This is a genomic window from Achromobacter pulmonis (assembly GCF_021733725.1).
Lineage (GTDB): Bacteria > Pseudomonadota > Gammaproteobacteria > Burkholderiales > Burkholderiaceae_B > Achromobacter > Achromobacter pulmonis.
This window is the reverse complement of the sequence record NZ_JAIFOT010000001.1, coordinates 705886-722235: the sequence shown is the minus strand read 5'-3', so window position 1 is coordinate 722235 and position 16350 is coordinate 705886. Positions and strand designations below refer to the sequence as shown.

Genomic DNA, 16350 nt, shown 5'->3' with positions numbered 1-16350 from the left:
CGGACCGGCGGTGCCGGCTCCGCGGCATCTCGATGTGGCAGCGTTCAAGGGGGGTTACTTGACTAGCGTCCAGTTGCCGTCCTTGACCATGATGAGTTCACGGCCGCGGTCGTCGAAGCCGCTGTGGTCGGCGGCGCTCATGTTGTAGACGCCCTGGGTGCCGACCAGCTCGTGAGTCTGTTCCAGCGCGTCGCGCAGCGCGCTGCGGAACTCCTTGGTGCCGGGCTTGCCGGCTTTCTCGGCCAGCGGAACCGCCTTTTCCAGCAGCAGGCCGGCGTCGTAGACGTTGGCGCCGAAGGTGGCGGGCTTGGAGCCATTGAGTTTTTCGTAGGCGGCGATGTAGTCGCTGGCGACCTTCTTGGACGGATTGCTGTCAGGCATTTCCGGCAGCACCAGCATCAGGCTGGCCGCCAATATGGTGCCTTCGACCTTCTTGCCGCCAAGCTTGAGGAAGTCGGGCAGCGCGGCGCCGTGGGTCTGGTAGAACTTGCCCTTGTAGCCCTGGTCGAACAGCGTCGTCTGCGGCAGCACGCTGGCGGCGCCGGGCGCGGCCACCAGCACGGCATCGGGCTTGGCCGCCAGGATCTTCAGCGCCTGGCCGGTGACCGAGCTGTCAAAGCGCAGATAGCGCTCGTTGGCCGTGATCTTGATGCCTTTGGCGGCCGCCAAGCCGGAGAACACCTTGTACCAGTTCTCGCCATAGGGATCGTTCAGGCCGATGAAGCCGACCGTCTTGATACCGGTCTTGGCCATGTGGTCGACCAGGGCGCGGGCGATGATGTCGTCGTTCTGGGTGGTCTTGAAGACCCATTTCTTCTGTTCGTTCATCGGCAGCACCACGGCCGCGGTGCCCACCGGCGCCAGCATCGGCACGCCGGCCTCGGCGGCGAACTGGATCACGCCCATGGCGTTGGGCGAGCCGGACGGGCCGATCAGCGCGTCCACGTTCTGTTCGGTGATGAGCTTCTTGAAGGCCGTGACCGAATTGGTCGAATCGCTGGCGTCGTCCAGCGAGATGTACTCCACGGTCAGATCGCCGATCTTCTTGGGCAGCAGCGGCACCGTGTTCTTCTGCGGGATGCCGACCAGCGCGGTGGGGCCGGTGGACGAGGTGACGACGCCGACCTTGACCTGGGCCAGGGCGGGCAGGGAGACCAGGGTGGCCAGCACGGCGGCGGCCAGGGGGAGTTTCTTCGACAGCATGGCAAAACCTCCGGATAGGGAGCAGAGTGGGTGCGGCTGGAAAACGGAGAAAACGGGCAAGGCGGAAATTATTTTCGGCTTCAACTTTCTGAGAGACGCGGCACTGCACTGTAGACCTGGTCTCGGTGCTTACCTATCCGTCAAAACCCGAAGCGGATGCGCGGGACGCCGCTCAGATGGTGATGGAGCTGACGCTGGCGCCGCCGCAGACGAACAGCGTCTGGCCGGTAACGAAGCTGTTGGCCGGGTCGGCGAAGAACATCACCGCCCGCGCCACGTCGTCCGCGCGCCCCAGCCGCTTGACCGGGATGCCGTTGGCCAATTGCTTTTCGCGTTCGCTGCCGGGTTCGATTACGTCGTAGAACATGTCGGTCTGGATCGGGCCCGGCGCCACCACGTTGACGGTGATGCCGTAGGGCGCCAGTTCCAGCGACCAGGTGCGCGCCATGCCGACCATGCCGGCCTTGGTGGCGGAATAGGCGGTGCGGGTGGGCAGGCCCAGCGCGCCGCGCGAGGACATCATGACGATGCGGCCGAACTTGCGTTCCTGCATGCCGGGCAACGCCGCCTGCGCCAGGCTGATGGCCGCGCCCAGGTGGATCTGGGTCAGGCCGTGCAGTTCCTCCTGGGTCACCTGCGGCAGCAGGTTGGGCCAGATGACGCCGGCGTTGTGGATGACATGGCTGACCGGAAAGCGCGCCACGATTTCAGCGCCCGCCTGCGCGGTGGCGTCGGCGTCGAGCAGGTCGACCTGCACGTTGTGCAGGCGCGGGTGGCTGAAGTCGGCGGCGCGGCGCGCCATCGAGATCACCTCGTAGCCGGCGTCGAGCATGCTGCGGCAGATCTCGGCGCCGATACCGGCGCTGCCGCCGGTGACGATGGCGACGTTGGTTTGCGTCATGGTGATTCCCCCTGTGTTCTGTTGTTATGCGTGGCCGGTCAGGCGCGCGGCGCCAGCGCCAGCACCCGCAGCGGGCTGCCCGAGCCGCTGCGGATCTTCAGCGGCGCCGAGAAGATCACCGCGCCGGTGGGCGGCAACTGATCCAGGTTGGTCAGGCATTGCAGCCCATAGCGGTTGTTGCCGTGCATGAAGTAGTGGCAGGGGTAGGGCGGATTCAGGTGGTGGGCCTGGCCGGCGTCGGTGCCCACCGACTCGGTGCCGAAGCCGTGCACGTCGCGTTCCTTGATCAGCCACGGCACCACCTCGGCGTCGGGGCCGGGCGAATGGGCGCCGTCTTCCTGCATGTTCAGGTATTCGGCCGGCTTGGCGCGCTTGGACCAGTCGGTGCGCATCAGCACCCACGAGCGGGCCGGAATGCGGCCGTGCTTTTCTTCCCACGTCTTGACGAAGTCGATGGTCAGCAGGAAGTCGGGGTTGTCGCGCGCCTCGGCCGAACAGTCGATGACGCAGGCGCCGGCGATGAAGGCCTCCACCGGGATAGTGTCGACGGTGTTGTCGGGCTGGTCCTTGCCGGTGACCCAGTGCACCGGCGCGTCGAAGTGGGTGCCCGTGTGCTCGGAGCAAGAAAAATTGTTCCAGTACCAGGCCGGGCCGCGCTCGTCGTAGCGCGAGATCTCCTCGATGCGGAAGGGCCAGGCCTGGCCGAACTCCGGCGGCAGCACGATGGTCGGGAACTCGGGCGTCAGCGTCTCGGTCAGGTCCACCAGGCGGATGCGGCCCGACACCAGTTCGGTCATGAATTGCGCAAGTATGGGTTGGCTCATCTGTTGCTCCTTTGGTTTGCGTGTCGGGGGCGTCAGGCGCCCAGTTCCCGTTCCAGTCCCTTGGGGTTCTCCGCCAGCCGCGCGCGGAATTCCTGCGCCACGTCGCCGACGTACACGTCCTCGAGGCCTTCCTTCAGTGCGCGCACGATGGCGTTCGCGATGGCCGCGGGGGCCACGCGCGGGGGCGGCGTGCGCTGCTCCCACTCATGGTCCACCGGACCCGGAAACACATTCACCACGCGCACGCCGGCCGGCCGCATTTCCGCCCGCAGGCATTGCGCCAGTGACAGCGCGGCGGCCTTGGAGGCCGACCACATGCCGCGCGCCGGCAGGTTGACGTGGGCGTAGATCGACAGCACGTTGACCCAGGCCGTGGCGTTGTTGACGCCGTCGGCGGCGCGGCCGCACAGCGCCGGGCCGAAGCCCTGCGCCAGCCGCATCAGGCCCAGCACGTTGACGTCCAGGGCGTCGCGCGCGGTGTTGACATCCTTGCGCCCGAGCAGTCCGCCTTCGCGCTCCTGGTCGGCGGTGTTGACCAGGATCTCGACCTTGCCGCCGATCGAGGCGGCCGCGCGCTCGACCGCGTCGCTGTCGGTTACGTCCAGCGCCAGCACCTGCACCCGCGGATCGGCCGCCAGCGCGTCGAAGGCGGCATCGCGGCGCCAGGTCTGCGGGTCGCCCACGAACACCGTGGGACTGCCGGCGTCCAGCAGCGCGCGCGCCACCGCCAGGCCCACCGCCGACTTGCCGTCGGTGACCAGCGCCCGGCGGAACTTCGGATCGCACGAGGTCTCGCGCAAGGTCTTGTCGTCTTCCATGTTGGGCGTATTCCTTTCGGGCAGGGCGATCATCACGGCCTGGCCGCTGCGATCGAGCTTCAGCGCCAGCCGCACGCGGGCGCCGTCGGCGCAGTCCTGGTGCACGTGCGCCACCACCGACGGGCCGGCGTCCATGCGCACCGTGCCCACGCGCCAAGGCAGGCGTTCACGGAAATAGAGGTCGTTGCTGTGGTGCAGGGTGGTGCTGACCAGCAGTTCGCCGCGCGGGTCCACCGGCCGCCACGGCAGGCGTTCCGACAGGCAATGGCCGCAGACTTCACGCGGCGGGTATTGCACCGCGCCGCAATCGGCGCAGGTCTGCAGTTCGAAGCGCCCTTCGGCGGCCGCGGCCGTCAGCCCCAGCGCCGCGCGGCTGCGGGCGCCGGGCGGCAGGGTCGGCTGGCGCGTGCGCGCCACGGGATTTTTGCGCGGCGGCTTGACTAGCGGCTCGGTCATGCGTCGCTCCTGGCCAGGATGGCCGCGGCGGTGCACAGGCCGCGGTCGTAGTTGATCATGCCGAAGCCGCTGACCAGGCCCAGCCGCGCGTCGGCCACCTGGGTGCCGCCGGCCGTGCCGGTCAACTGGCGCAACGCTTCGACCAGGCCGAGGTAGCCACCGGCAGCGCCGGCCTGGCCCACCGACAGCTGGCCGCCGTTGGTGTTGAAGGGCAAGCTGCCGTCGACGGTGAAGGTATTGGCGCGCACGAACGCCGGCGCCTCGCCCTTGGGGCAGAAGCCCAGGTCTTCCATCTGCATCAGGTTGATGACCGGGTAGTCGTCATAGGCCTGCAGGAAATCCATGTCGGCCGGCGCGGCGCCGGCCATGCCGTAGAGCTCGTCGATGTCCATGGTCCAGCCGCCGCGGGTCTGGATCGGATCCTCGATCCAGGCGTTGTGGCGCTCGATGGTGGACAGGATGCGGGCGTAGGGCAGGTTCAGCGCCCGCGCCCGGTCCTCGCGCATGACCAGGAAGCCGTCGGCGCCGGCGCACGGCATGACGCAGTCGAACAGGTGGATCGGGTCGGTGATGACGCGCGCGTCCAGGTATTGACCGAGCGTCAGCGGTTTTTTCATCAGCGCGTGCGGATAGCGCAGGGCGTTGTCGCGCTGCGCCACGCAGACCTTGCCGAAGTCTTCGCGGGTGGCGCCGGTGCTGCGCATGTAGTGCGCGGTCAGCAGCGCGAAGCTAGCGTTGGGGCCGCCCGCGCCGTACGGATAGACCGCATCCTGGGCGAAGCGCGAAAACTGGCTGACGGTGTTGCGGAACGAGTCGACCTGGTTGGTGTCGCCCGCGATGCAGGCGACGATGCCGGCGTCGCCCGCCTGCACCGCGCGCGCGGCGCGGCGCAGGGCGCCCACGCCGCTGGCGCCGCCCATGGGGATGTGATCGAGCCAGCGCGGACTCATGCCCAGGTGCTGCGTCAGGCCCACGGCGGTGTCCGGCGCCAGCGTGAAGCTGGACACGCACAGGCCGTCGATGTCGGTCTTGGCGATGCCGGCCTGGCGGATCAGCGCGCCCAGCGCGCGGCCCAGCCACCAGTGGGCGGCATGGGTGGAGTAGCGCTCGTAGGGAATGCTGACGGGCAGGGCCGCCACCACGCCGTCGTAGCGGGCGCGCGGCGCGCTCATCGGGCCGGCTCCTGGCGTTTCTTCATGGCGGTGGTGTCGACGCAGCAGGCCGTTCCCGGCAGGGTTGGCGCCAGCGCCTTCATCTCGCCGCGCTGGATCTTGTTGGTGGTGGTCAGCGGCAGGCTGTCGACGAAGGCGACGTAGCCGGGCGCCTTGTAGTAGGCCAGTTGCTGCAGGCTCCATTGCACGATGTCGCGGGCCGCGCCGGCGCGGGCGGCCGCGTCGGCGGTCGGCGTTTCGGCCACCACGCAGGCCAGCACCTCGTCGCCGCGCACCGGGTCGGGCACGGCGGCCACCGCCACCGCCTTGACCAGCGGATGCTGCAACAGCACGCTTTCGACTTCCACCGCCGAGATGTTCTCGCCGCTGCGGCGGATCACGTTCTTCTTGCGATCGACGAAGCGCAGCGCGCCGTCGGCCTCGCGCCGGACGATGTCGCCGGTATGGAACCAGCCGTCTTCCCACGCCTGGGCGGTGGCGTCGGCGTCCTTCAGGTAGCCGGCGAAGAAGCCGTAGCGCGGGTCTTCGCCGGCATGGCGCACCAGCAGCTCGCCCGGCTCGCCCGCCGCGGCCTCGGCGCCATGATCGGCGACGATGCGCACCTGCACGTCGTCTTCCTCGCGGCCGAAGCAGCTGCTGCCGATGTGGCGCGGTTCCTGGTTGGCGATGATGACCGCGCCGGCGCCGGTCTCGGTCATGGCCCAGGCTTCCAGCAGCGGGAAGCCGAAGCGTTCCTCGAACGGTTGGTGCAGCTTGCGGTCAACGCCGGCGCCGAAGCCGAAGCGTATCGCTGGCTGCCTGTCCCGCGGCGACGGCTCGGCCTTCATCAGGATCGCCGGCATCACGCCCAGGTAGTGCAGCACGGTGGCGCCCGAGTCGCGCACGCTGTCCCACCAGGTCTTGGGGTGGAAGCGATCCAGCGGAATCAGGCAGCCGCCGGTCAGCACCATGGCCATGGCGGAATAGGCCATGGCGTTCATGTGCACCAGCGGCAGCGGCGTCAGCATGCGTTCCTCGCCGGGACGCAGTTCGGCCAGGCCGCCGATGCGGGCGTACCAGCCGCCCGCGTGCAGGAAGTAGCGGTTCGGCAGAATGCAGCCTTTGGGGCGGCCGGTGGTGCCGGACGTGTACAGCAGCGCGCATTCGCTCAGCTCGTCGGGTTCGCCTGCCAGCGGCGCGGGGAAGGGCGCCGCGGGCGGCGCGTCGTCCGGGCCCATCACGCGCAACGGCCGGCCGGCGCGCTCGGCGGCGGCCAGCAGGTCGGCGTGGCGCTCGGGCAGGGCCACGGCCAGCGCGATCTCGGAGTGGCCGGTCAGGTATTCCAGTTCCGCCGCGCGCAGGTCGGGATTGATCGGCACCACCGACACGCCCAGCGCGTTCAGCGCGAACCAGTGCAGGAAGAAGGCCGGACGGTTTTCCAGCAACAGGCCGGCGCGATGGCCGTGACCGTAGCCGGCGCGCGCATAGGCCGCGCGCAGCGTTTCGATGGCGCTGGCCGCCTGCGCATAGCTCAGCTCGCCGGCGCCGATGCCATAGATGGCGGCGGTTTCCGGCAGGATGCACAGGAAGGGGCGGGCGCCGTGGCGCGCTGCGGTGTCCAGGAATGCCTGGTGGACGGTGGTGCTCACAAGCCGCTCCTACATGAACAATTGGATGTTGCCGAAGGCGGCGTCGCAATTCACCAAGTCGACGCGCTTGAGGCGGATGCGCAGCGCGCCGTCCTGCTCGACCAGATGATGCGTGGCCCAGCCGGCGTACAGGGTCTGCGTGTCCTGCCGCGTCTCGACGTAATGGAAGGCGGTGCGCAGCACGTGGCGGCCCTGCCCGGGCGCCGATTCGGGATGATCGCGCTCGATGGTGGGCGCCTGCAACAGGTGGTGGCAGCGGCTCCTGGGTTGCTGCGAGAACGTGCGCTGGCCCGCCAGCCGCTCGACCCGCACGCGCAGCAGCAGCTTGTCCTCATACATCAGCGAGGCGTGCAGCCGGGCGTCGGTCTGGTCGTGCGCCAGGGGCATCCAGTAGTAGCCATCGTCGGTGTACAGGTCGAGCCAGTCCTCGAAGCGCAGTTCGTCAAGCAGGCGCGCCTCGGCGTAGACGAAATCGATCAGGTCGCGGTCGCTCAAGCTCATGCCTGCTCCGTCATGTAGCGGCCCCATGCGCGGTACTGGTTGCGCATCTGCCATTCGTTGGTGCCGTTGGTGGTGACGTTTTTCTGGCCGGCTTCGGCCGGGTCGTACAGGCGGCCGACATTGACCCAGTCGCGGGCGCGCGATTGCAGGCCGTCCTGGGCGCGTTCGTACATCTCCAGGTCGTCGTGGCCGACCACGGAGGTGGGGGCGTTGATCAGGCGGTTGTACATGAGCGTGCGCTCCAGCAACAGGTCAGGCGCGCCGACCAGGCGGAAGGTCCACGACTCCACCAGGGTGCGGTCGGCGGCGATCGGCTTGAACACGCGCAGGGTCTGGATCGGGCCCTTGACCATGATGTTGGGGAAGTACACCGTGTTGTGGCGCACGTCGCCCAGGATCTGGTGCGCGCGCTCCTCGCCATAGGCCGCGACCATCGATTCCCAGTAGCCGGGGACGCCCGAGTACGCGGCGTGGATCGAATCGGATACGCCGGTATGGCCGTGGCCGTTTTCCCAGACGCGGATGCCCATGTTCTCGAAGAATTCGTAGGGCGAAATGAACGGCGCGAACAGTTCCACCGCCATCGGCTTGGGCGTGCCGGCGGGCGCCTGCTCCCACACCTTGACCGCGGTGCCGGCCGACGATTCGTGCGCCACCATCGGGTGGCAGGTGTCGGTCTGGTTGTCGACCAGCATCTTCCAGTTGCAGCGGTGCATGTAGCGCAGCACGCCGCCGGCCACTTCCAGCCGGCCCTCGGGCGAGCGGTCGACCATGTTGTCCAGCGTCGACAACGCGTCGCCGAAGAAGTCCTCGAACGATTGGCCGTTGGGATTCAGGCGGCAGAACACGAAACCGCGGTGGTTGCGTACGTCCTTCACCGCCGCCATGCCCTGGCTGGCCTCGCACTGTTCCAGGCCGGTGTTCTCATAGCCCTTCTTCAGCGGAATCGACAACAGGCTGCCGTCGGTCTTGAAGGTCCAGGCGTGATACGGGCAGCGGAAGAACTTGCCGGTGTTGCCGCAGGCGTCGCCCGCCACCATGGTGCCCTTGTGCGGGCAGCGGTTGTGCAGCACGCGCACCGAGCGGTCGCTGTGGCGCACCATCACCACCGGCTGGTTGCCGACGGTAGTGGTGATGTAGTCGCCCGGGTTGGGCACCTGGCTGTCGTGGCCGACGTAGACCCAGGTGTTGGCGTACAACCGTTCCATCTCCAGGTCGAACAGCTCGGGGTCGATGAACAGGTCCTTGTGCACCTCGGTCTCGCGCAGCAGCGCGCGGATGGCGTCGGGGTTGTCGCGGTATTTGGCCATGGGGGTCTCCTCGTCTCGCGCCCGCCGCTACAGGTCCAGCACCAGGCGCGCCGACTTGGCGCGAGAGATGCAGATCTGGATGATCTTGCCGCTGGCTTTCTCGGTATCCGACAGGTAGTAGTCGCGGTGGTCGGGCTCGCCTTCCAGCACCGTGGCCTGGCACACGCCGCATTCGCCGCGCTTGCAGTCGTACATCGGGTCGCAGCCTTCCTCTTCCATCACGTCAACGATGGTCTTGTCGGCGGGAATGGTCAGCACCCGGCCGGATTGGCGCAGCTCGACCTCGAAGGGCTGGTCGCCGGCCTGCGGCGCGGCGGTGGCGAACAGCTCGAAATGGATGTGGGCGTCGGGCCAGTGGCGCGCGCGCGCTTCCTGGATGACGGCGTCGATCAGGCCCTTGGGGCCGCACACATACAGGTGCTGGCGCGGATTGGCGGCGTCCAGCAGCGCCTTCAGGTCGAAGCGGCAGGCGTCGTCGTCATCGGCATGCGGCACCAGCGCGTCGCCGGCCAGCGCCTGCAGCTCCGGTAGGAACGCCAGCTGGTCGCGGCTGCGGCCGCTGTAGTGCAGTTCGAAGGCGCGGCCGGCGGCCTTGAGCGCCGCCGCCATGGACGCCACCGGCGTGATGCCGATGCCGCCGGCGATCAGCAGCACCGGCTCGTCGCCGGCCGGACCTTCGTGCAGCGGGAAATCGTTCTTGGGGCCTTCGGCACTGAGTGTGTCGCCAACCGCCAGGCCGTGCATGTGGCGCGAGCCGCCCGCGCTGGCTTGCTCCAGCCGCACGCCCAGGCGGTACTCGACGGGTTCGGCGAAGCGGCCGGCTTCCGGCGTCAGTTGCACCAGCGAATAGCAGCGCGGTTCGCGCAGGCCTGGCACGCTCACCTTCAGGTGCGCGCCGGGGCCGAAAGCGGGCAGGGCGCCGCCATCCTCGCGCGCCAGGCGCAGCGAGCGGATCAGCGGCGATTCCTGCCGCACTTCACGGACGATGAGTTTCAGGGTTTGCACGGCGTCGTCTCTATCTCGGTGTCAGGCGGCCAGTTTCTCGGCCAGTTGGCGTTCCAGGGGGCCGCATTTCTCGTCGGCCAGCGCGGCCTGGCGCAGCGCGCGCAGCGATGCCGCCGCGTCCGGCCGGCCCGCCAGCTTGGCGGCGGCCGCGATCAGTTGGCGGTACTTGCCGCCGCCGCGCACGTGGGTGTCGCTGTAGCCTTTGACCAGGCGGCGGCAGTTCACGGTTTCCACCGCCAGGTCGTAGTCGCGCGGCGCCAGGCTGGCGATCAGGTCGAGCCATTGCGCCAGGCCTTCGGATTCGATCTGGTGGCGCAGCGTGCGGCGGCGGAAACGGCGCATGCCGGCCAGCGTGTACAGCATCAGGAAGCCGCCCAGCGTGCCGCTCTGCATGCGGCGGCCCTTGCCCAGGCGGCGCTCGACGAAACCGCCGAAGGCCTTGGATCGTTCCAGCCAGCGGCCCAGGCCGGCCGGCAGCGTGCCGCAGATCTCTTCCAGCCGCGGGTGCATGAATTCGGTCGTGTAGACCAGTTGGCCGGGCTTGGCGCCGACCTCGGCGCGCACCCGTTCGAAGCGCGTGCCGCGCGTCTTCAGGTCGGCCACGCGGATGACGTCGTCGTAGGCCATGGCGGTGGCCAGGTAGCGCGCGGCGGCACAGGTCAGCGCCCATTGCTTCGATTCGCCGCCATGGCGCGCGTCCAGTTCGCGGATCGCGGTCATGCGGGCCAGGTAGTCTTCGGCGTATGCCAGATCCTGGAACTCGATCTGGCGGCGCGCGCCGGCCGTCAGCAGTGGCTGCGCACAGGCGGGAAAGTCGCGGGTGATGCGGTCCAGCAATGCCTGTGACCGCGGGCTGGCGGCGCGTTCGGGCACGGCGGGCACGGGGCGCGTCAGGTCGATTGCGGCCGGTTGCGCCGGCGCCTGTGCGGCGGCCTCGAAGCCCAGCGCGAAGGCGCGCAGGCTGGCGTCCACGCCGACGCCGGCGCGGCGCACGGTGGCCTCGAAATCGTCGCGCGAGAACGGCAAGGCGCCGCTGCCGGCCACGGCGCCGAACAGGCTGGCGCTGATGACGCTGCCGGCGCGGTCGGCCAGTTCCTGCAAGTCGGAGCAGAGGAAGCGGCGGGCCGCGGCGCGGCCGGCTTCCAGCACTTTGTTGGGATCGGCGATGCCGTTGCCCGGCGCCGATTTCTCGCTGACCGCGTAGCTGCGGTGCGACGAGGCGATCAGCACGCTGCGGTCGGGCGTGACCAGACCGCGCTGGATGGCGCGGCCGCCTTCCATCAGCTCGGCCGCCACCACCAGGTCGACGTCGCCCGGCGTGGGCATCAACGCCAGCGCGGGCGCGCGGCCGGCGCGGTCCACGTCGGCCTCGGGCAGCAGTTCCAGGTAATAGATGGTGGCGCCGGTGCGCTGGGCCACGCCCGGCACCGAGGTGGTCTGGGCCCACCAGCCGGCGTGCTCGGCCATGTCGACGATCCAGTCGGCCAGCACGCCGCCGCCCTGGCCGCCCATGGCCAGGATGGCGATCTTGATGGGAGTGCCTTGCTGCAATGCCACCGGGTTCATGGGGCGGGTCCTCACAGGGCAAATTTGGCCAGGCGCGCTTCGCGGCGGCGCTGCAGGTAGCCGATCACGCCCTGGCGCAGGCGCGCCAGGAAACGGTCGCGGCCGCTGGGGTTGTGGACGATGTCGGCGCGGTAGAAAGACGGGCACAGCACGGCGGCGTGCGCCACTTCGCCGCAGTTGCCGCAGCCGACGCAACTGCTCTCGACGTGGGCCACCGGGTCTTCCTTGAGAGGATCGCCGCTGTCCTTGACCGTCAGCGACGGGCAGCCGGACAGCCGGATACAGGCATGGTCGCCGGTGCAGACGTCGGGGTCGACGCCGAAGCGTTCCTTGACCACGCGCTTGCCGGCCTTGACCGCCTGGTTGAACAGCGGCTTGATGCGGCGCTGCTTGTTCAGCATGCATTCGGACTGGGCGATGATGACCTTGGGGCCCTTGATGTCGGTGGTCAGCGCTTCCTCGATGGTGGCGCGTACCTTGGCCACGTCGTAGGTGCGGTCGAGCGTGCGCACCCACTTCACGCCCACGCCGCGCACGGCCTGGTCGATGGGGTTATTGGTGGAGCGATCCGGATTCTCGGCGCGCGAGGACAGGATGTCCTGCCCGCCGGTGGCCGAGGCGTAGAAGTTGTCGACGATGACGATGACGCCGTCGTACTTGTTGAACACCGCATTGCCGATGCCCGAGGCCAGGCCGTTGTGCCAGAAGCCGCCGTCGCCCATGATGGAGATCGGCCGCTTGGCCGCCGGTACGTTGAAGGCCGCGGCGCTGGAGGCGCCCAGGCCGTAGCCCATGGTGGTGGCGCCCAGGTTGAAGGGCGGCAGGATCGAGAACAGGTGGCAGCCGATGTCGCAGGAAATATGATGCTGGCCCAGCGTCTCCTGCGCCAGCGTCAGGGCCGAGAAGATCGGCCGTTCCGGACAGCCGGTACAGAAGCCGGCAGGACGCGGCGGCACCACGGCGGCCAGTTCCGCGACGTGCTTGTGGAAAGTGATGGGCTGTTCGGCCGGGCGCGGCGCCGGCTTGGGCCGCGTGATCTCGGTGACCTGCAGCGCGGGTTGCGCCGCGCCGCTGTCGGCGGCCACGGCCGGATGGGTCTGCAGCGATTCCGGACGCTCGCGCTTGAGGAATTCACGCAGGCCGTCGCGCATCACCTGGGTGGTGTATTCGCCGGCCATCGGCAGCACGTCCTTGCCGGACAGCTTCGTATCGACGCCGGCCTTGCGCAGCACCGCGTGCAGCGCCTGCTCCAGGTAATCGGGCTGGCCTTCCTCCAGCAGCAGCACGGCGCGCTTGTCGCGGCAGAAATCGATGACCTCGTCCTCGATCACCGGGTAGGCCACGTTCATCACATACAGCGGAATGCGGCTGTTGCCGAAGTTGTCCGCCAGGCCCAGCAATTGCAGGGCGCGGATCACGCCGTTGTAGAGGCCGCCTTGCAGGATCAGGCCGATGTCGTCCTGGTCGCCGTCGAAGTGCTCGTTGAGCTTGTGTTCCTTGATATAGCGGATGGCGGCGGGCCAGCGTTCCTTGATTTTTTCCTGCTCGTGCAGGAAAGAGGCCGGCGGCAGCACAATGCGGCTGGTGTCGCGCGCCGGGTTTTCCAGCGCCTCGGCCAGCGAAAACGCCGGCCGCTGGTTGTCCTTGGCGATGAAGCGGCCATGCACGTGGCAGCCGCGGATGCGCAGCTGCAGCATCACCGGCGTCTTGCTGGCTTCCGACAACGCGAAGCCGTCTTCCACCGCCTTGACCATGCTTTCAAGGTTGGGACGCGGATCGAGCAGCCAGATCTGCGATTTCATGGCGAACGCATGCGAGCGTTCCTGCATGATGGACGAGCCTTCGCCGTAGTCTTCGCCGACGATCACCAGCGCGCCGCCGGTGACGCCGCCCGAGGCCAGGTTGGCCAGCGCGTCCGAGGCGACGTTGGTGCCGACGGTGGATTTCCAGGTGACCGCGCCACGGATCGGATACATGACCGAGGCGGCCAGCGTGGCGGCGGCGGTGGCCTCGGAAGCGCTGGCCTCGAAGTGCACGCCCAGTTCCTGCAGGATGTCGTTGGCGTCGGCCAGCACGTCCATCAGGTGCGAGATGGGCGAACCCTGGTAGCCCGCCACATAGCCCACGCCGGATTGCAGCAGCGCCTTGGTGACCGCGAGAATGCCTTCGCCGCGGAACTCTTCGCCCGCGCCGATGCGCAACTGCTGGACTTCTTTCTTGAAAGACCTTTCAGCCATCTCGAACTCCTCTACGCGGACCGGCATCCGGGTCCCGCAGCCATGCTGCTTAGCAGCAACGCCATGTCACGAAATTTCGCCCTGAAAAATACTTTAGGAGTCAACGTTTTAGCTGTCAACAAAAAAGATGAAATTTCATGGAATCAAAAAAATATCACGCTAAAACAAGGGTGTATATACTGGTTGTTCTCTATCCCGAGCGCCCGAAAAAGGCGCTTTGATGGTGCAAAAACGGGTTGCGCTTCGGGGTATACCCTGTGCTGCGCAACAGCATTGCGCCGCGTCATGGCGCGCGCCCGCGCCAACGTGGTGCAATGCGCCTGCCGGCCTCGGGTCGTCCATTCAATATTGATGCGTGGGAGCGGAACAACATGCGGTCGGACAAGCAGGGCGAAGGTACCCAGGGCGGCGGCGCGCGCTTCGTCGACGACTACCTGGCCTACCTGCTGGCGCAGGCCAGCCAGCGCATCTCGGCGGAATTCCATCAGCAGGTCAAGGCGGCCGGATTGTCGGTGACCGAATGGCGGGTGCTTGCCAGCCTGGAAGGCAGCCAGGGCGAGACCATCGGCGATCTGGCGGTGCTCGCCATCACCAAGCAACCGACCCTCAGCAAGGTGGTGCAGCGCATGGAAGCCGAAGGTCTGGTGGCGCGTACGGGCGTGCGCGCCGATCGCCGCCAGACGCGCGTGGTCATCACCACCAAGGGCCGCAACCTGATCGCCGCGCTGTGCGGCCAGGCCATGCAGCACCAGAAGGCGGTGCTGGCGCCGTTCGGCGAGGACAAGGCGGCCTTGCTGATCGACATGCTGCGGCTGCTGATGACCGAACACGTGCCGCTGGACCTGCCGCTGGATACCGACGAATAGGCGCGTACACGGCCCGCCCCCGGCCCGGAAGCTCGACGGCGGCTTTTTGGCCGGGCAAACGTTGTTCACTTTCGGGGAGCAGCGTTTTTTTTCTCATATTCATATATGTCCCTGAATAGGTTTTCCCTGTGAAAACCCCCTCCGCTACGCATAAACCCTTAATTGACGGGGTTCCTGGCGCTAGGCAATATCGCGCCGATATTCAGACTACTGTCAGGAGTTGAATCTATGCGCCGCACTTTGATTGCTATCGCGATCGCCGCCGCCGTGGCCGCGCCCTCGATCGGGCAGGCCAAGACCTTCCGCTGGGCCGCCCAGGGCGACATCCTCACCTTCGATCCCCACTCGCAGAACGAAGGCATGACGATCGCCGCCAACAGCTACGTGTATGAGCCGCTGGTGGACTACGACAAGGACTTCAAGGTGGTGCCGCGCCTGGCAACCGAATGGCAGCAGGTTTCGCCCACGCTCTACCGCTTCAAGCTGCGCCCCGGCGTCAAGTTCCACGACGGCGCCGCCTTCACTGCCGACGATGTGGTGTTCTCGGTGCACCGCGCCATGGCGCCCACCTCGAACTACAAGGCCTATACCACCGGCATCAAGGAAGCGCGCAAGATCGACGACCTGACGGTCGAGATCGAGACCTCCGCGCCCAACCCGGTGCTGCTGCGCCAGTTGCCCAACGTGTTCATCATGAACAAGGCCTGGTCGGAAAAGAACAACATCGCCAAGCCGCAGGATTTCGTCAACAAGGAAGACACCTTCGGCGCGCGCAACACCAACGGCACCGGCCCCTACAAGCTGAAGTCGCGCGAAGTCGACGTGCGCACCGTGTTCGAAGAGAACAAGGACTGGTGGAACAAGGCCAACAAGGTCGGCAACGTCACCGAAGTGGTGTTCACGCCGATCAAGCAGAACGCCACCCGCACCGCCGCGCTGCTGTCGGGCGAGATCGACTTCGTGCTCGATCCGGCCGCGCAGGACCTGGACCGCCTGCGCCAGTCGGCCAAGGTGGTCGAGGGCAATGAATACCGCACCATCTACCTGGGCCTGGACCAGAAGCGTCCCGAGCTGCAGTACTCGAACATCAAGGGCAAGAACCCGTTCCAGGACATCCGCGTGCGCGAGGCGCTGTACCGCGCCATCGACGTCGACGCCATCAAGCGCGCCGTGATGCGCGGCCTGTCGGCGCCCACCGGCACCATGATCGCGCCGCAGGTCCACGGCTGGACCGAATCGCTGCACAAGCGCGTGCCCTACGACCCCGCGAAAGCCCGCGCCCTGCTCAAGGAGGCCGGCTACGACGGCACCCTGAACTTCACGCTCGACTGCCCCAACAACCGCTACATCAACGACGAAGCGATCTGCCAGGCCGTGGTCGGCATGTGGGCCAAGGTGGGCGTGAAGGCGAGCATGAACGCCATGCCGCGTTCGACCTACTTCCCCAAGGTGCAGAGCGCCGACACCAGCGCCTATCTGTTCGGCTGGGGCGTGCCGACGTTCGACGCCATGTACACGTTGCAGAACCTGATCCGCACCAAGGGCGAGGGCGCGGACGGCATGTACAACCTGGGCAACTACAGCAACAAGGAACTGGACGCGATCATCGATCGCATCAAGACCGAGACCGATGCGGCCAAGCGCGACGCCGACATCCGCAAAGTGCTGGAAGTCCACGCCCAGGAATTCGGCCACATCCCGCTGCACGACCAGGTCATTCCCTGGGCCATGCGCAAGAACGTGTCGGTGATCCACCGCGCCGACAACCGCCTCGTTGCCGACTGGGTCAAGGTCGACTGACCCCGCCCCGGCTAAACAGACAGCGAAGCCCCGCGGGGTTTCGCCGTCCTGCCTTTCCCGCCT

General features: G+C 67.7%; 13 protein-coding genes. 2 read left to right on the top strand and 11 right to left on the bottom strand.

The genetic code is table 11. From position 1 onward, the window contains the following. Positions 1-54: 54 nt before the first annotated feature. The 11 genes from K2W61_RS03335 to K2W61_RS03285 all read right to left on the bottom strand — a co-directional run bounded on the left by K2W61_RS03335 (position 55) and on the right by K2W61_RS03285 (position 13621). Positions 55-1203: an ABC transporter substrate-binding protein gene (locus K2W61_RS03335; RefSeq protein ID WP_236755048.1), complete on the bottom strand. Its 1149-nt coding sequence runs from the start codon at positions 1201-1203 to the stop codon at positions 55-57. 172 nt (positions 1204-1375) lie between these two features. Continuing rightward, complete coding sequence (locus tag K2W61_RS03330; protein ID WP_175131203.1) at positions 1376-2104, bottom strand: SDR family NAD(P)-dependent oxidoreductase; 729 nt, start codon at positions 2102-2104, stop codon at positions 1376-1378. Between the two features lie 38 nt (positions 2105-2142). After that, positions 2143-2928, bottom strand: a complete 786-nt coding sequence (locus tag K2W61_RS03325) for a cyclase family protein (protein WP_175131204.1) — start codon at positions 2926-2928, stop codon at positions 2143-2145. A gap of 32 nt (positions 2929-2960) precedes the next feature. Beyond that, complete coding sequence (locus tag K2W61_RS03320) at positions 2961-4202, bottom strand: SDR family NAD(P)-dependent oxidoreductase (protein WP_175140969.1); 1242 nt, start codon at positions 4200-4202, stop codon at positions 2961-2963. Next, positions 4199-5374, bottom strand: a complete 1176-nt coding sequence (locus tag K2W61_RS03315; RefSeq protein WP_175131206.1) for a thiolase family protein — start codon at positions 5372-5374, stop codon at positions 4199-4201. The genes K2W61_RS03320 and K2W61_RS03315 overlap by 4 nt, the downstream gene beginning before the upstream one ends. Next, positions 5371-7002 carry an AMP-binding protein gene (locus K2W61_RS03310; protein WP_236755047.1) on the bottom strand — a complete coding sequence of 544 codons (1632 nt, stop codon included), beginning with the start codon at positions 7000-7002 and terminating at the stop codon, positions 5371-5373. The genes K2W61_RS03315 and K2W61_RS03310 overlap by 4 nt, the downstream gene beginning before the upstream one ends. Positions 7003-7011: 9 nt before the next feature. Continuing rightward, positions 7012-7503, bottom strand: coding sequence for an aromatic-ring-hydroxylating dioxygenase subunit beta (locus K2W61_RS03305; RefSeq protein ID WP_175131208.1), 492 nt, complete (start codon positions 7501-7503; stop codon positions 7012-7014). Continuing rightward, a complete protein-coding gene (locus K2W61_RS03300; RefSeq protein ID WP_175131209.1) occupies positions 7500-8813 on the bottom strand; it encodes an aromatic ring-hydroxylating dioxygenase subunit alpha in 1314 nt (437 codons plus the stop codon). Before K2W61_RS03300 ends, K2W61_RS03305 begins: the two co-directional genes overlap by 4 nt. A gap of 27 nt (positions 8814-8840) precedes the next feature. Further along, positions 8841-9818 (bottom strand): PDR/VanB family oxidoreductase, encoded by a 978-nt coding sequence (locus K2W61_RS03295; RefSeq protein WP_236755046.1) that lies wholly within the window; start codon positions 9816-9818, stop codon positions 8841-8843. 21 nt (positions 9819-9839) lie between these two features. Further along, positions 9840-11384: an indolepyruvate oxidoreductase subunit beta family protein gene (locus tag K2W61_RS03290; RefSeq protein WP_236755045.1), complete on the bottom strand. Its 1545-nt coding sequence runs from the start codon at positions 11382-11384 to the stop codon at positions 9840-9842. A gap of 11 nt (positions 11385-11395) precedes the next feature. Then, the gene (locus K2W61_RS03285) at positions 11396-13621 is read right to left on the bottom strand and encodes an indolepyruvate ferredoxin oxidoreductase subunit alpha (RefSeq protein ID WP_175131212.1); all 2226 of its coding nucleotides are present in this window, start codon (positions 13619-13621) and stop codon (positions 11396-11398) included. A gap of 371 nt (positions 13622-13992) precedes the next feature. Here K2W61_RS03285 and K2W61_RS03280 point away from each other — a divergent pair, with 371 nt between their 5' ends. Together K2W61_RS03280 and K2W61_RS03275 are read left to right on the top strand one after the other, a co-directional pair. Further along, positions 13993-14487 carry a MarR family winged helix-turn-helix transcriptional regulator gene (locus K2W61_RS03280; RefSeq protein ID WP_175131213.1) on the top strand — a complete coding sequence of 165 codons (495 nt, stop codon included), beginning with the start codon at positions 13993-13995 and terminating at the stop codon, positions 14485-14487. Positions 14488-14715: 228 nt separating this feature from the next. After that, the gene (locus K2W61_RS03275; protein WP_175131214.1) at positions 14716-16287 is read left to right on the top strand and encodes an ABC transporter substrate-binding protein; all 1572 of its coding nucleotides are present in this window, start codon (positions 14716-14718) and stop codon (positions 16285-16287) included. The last annotated feature ends 63 nt before the right edge of the window (positions 16288-16350 follow it).

Bases quoted from the DNA above. Each gene is read 5' to 3' on its own strand.
- K2W61_RS03320 (WP_175140969.1), bottom strand. From the start codon at position 4,202: ATGACCGAGCCGCTAGTCAAGCCGCCGCGCAAAAATCCCGTGGCGCGC.
- K2W61_RS03305 (WP_175131208.1), bottom strand. From the start codon at position 7,503: ATGAGCTTGAGCGACCGCGACCTGATCGATTTCGTCTACGCCGAGGCG.
- K2W61_RS03335 (WP_236755048.1), bottom strand. From the start codon at position 1,203: ATGCTGTCGAAGAAACTCCCCCTGGCCGCCGCCGTGCTGGCCACCCTG.
- K2W61_RS03290 (WP_236755045.1), bottom strand. From the start codon at position 11,384: ATGAACCCGGTGGCATTGCAGCAAGGCACTCCCATCAAGATCGCCATC.
- K2W61_RS03315 (WP_175131206.1), bottom strand. From the start codon at position 5,374: ATGAGCGCGCCGCGCGCCCGCTACGACGGCGTGGTGGCGGCCCTGCCC.
- K2W61_RS03325 (WP_175131204.1), bottom strand. From the start codon at position 2,928: ATGAGCCAACCCATACTTGCGCAATTCATGACCGAACTGGTGTCGGGC.
- K2W61_RS03275 (WP_175131214.1), top strand. From the start codon at position 14,716: ATGCGCCGCACTTTGATTGCTATCGCGATCGCCGCCGCCGTGGCCGCG.
- K2W61_RS03280 (WP_175131213.1), top strand. From the start codon at position 13,993: ATGCGGTCGGACAAGCAGGGCGAAGGTACCCAGGGCGGCGGCGCGCGC.
- K2W61_RS03330 (WP_175131203.1), bottom strand. From the start codon at position 2,104: ATGACGCAAACCAACGTCGCCATCGTCACCGGCGGCAGCGCCGGTATC.
- K2W61_RS03285 (WP_175131212.1), bottom strand. From the start codon at position 13,621: ATGGCTGAAAGGTCTTTCAAGAAAGAAGTCCAGCAGTTGCGCATCGGC.
- K2W61_RS03300 (WP_175131209.1), bottom strand. From the start codon at position 8,813: ATGGCCAAATACCGCGACAACCCCGACGCCATCCGCGCGCTGCTGCGC.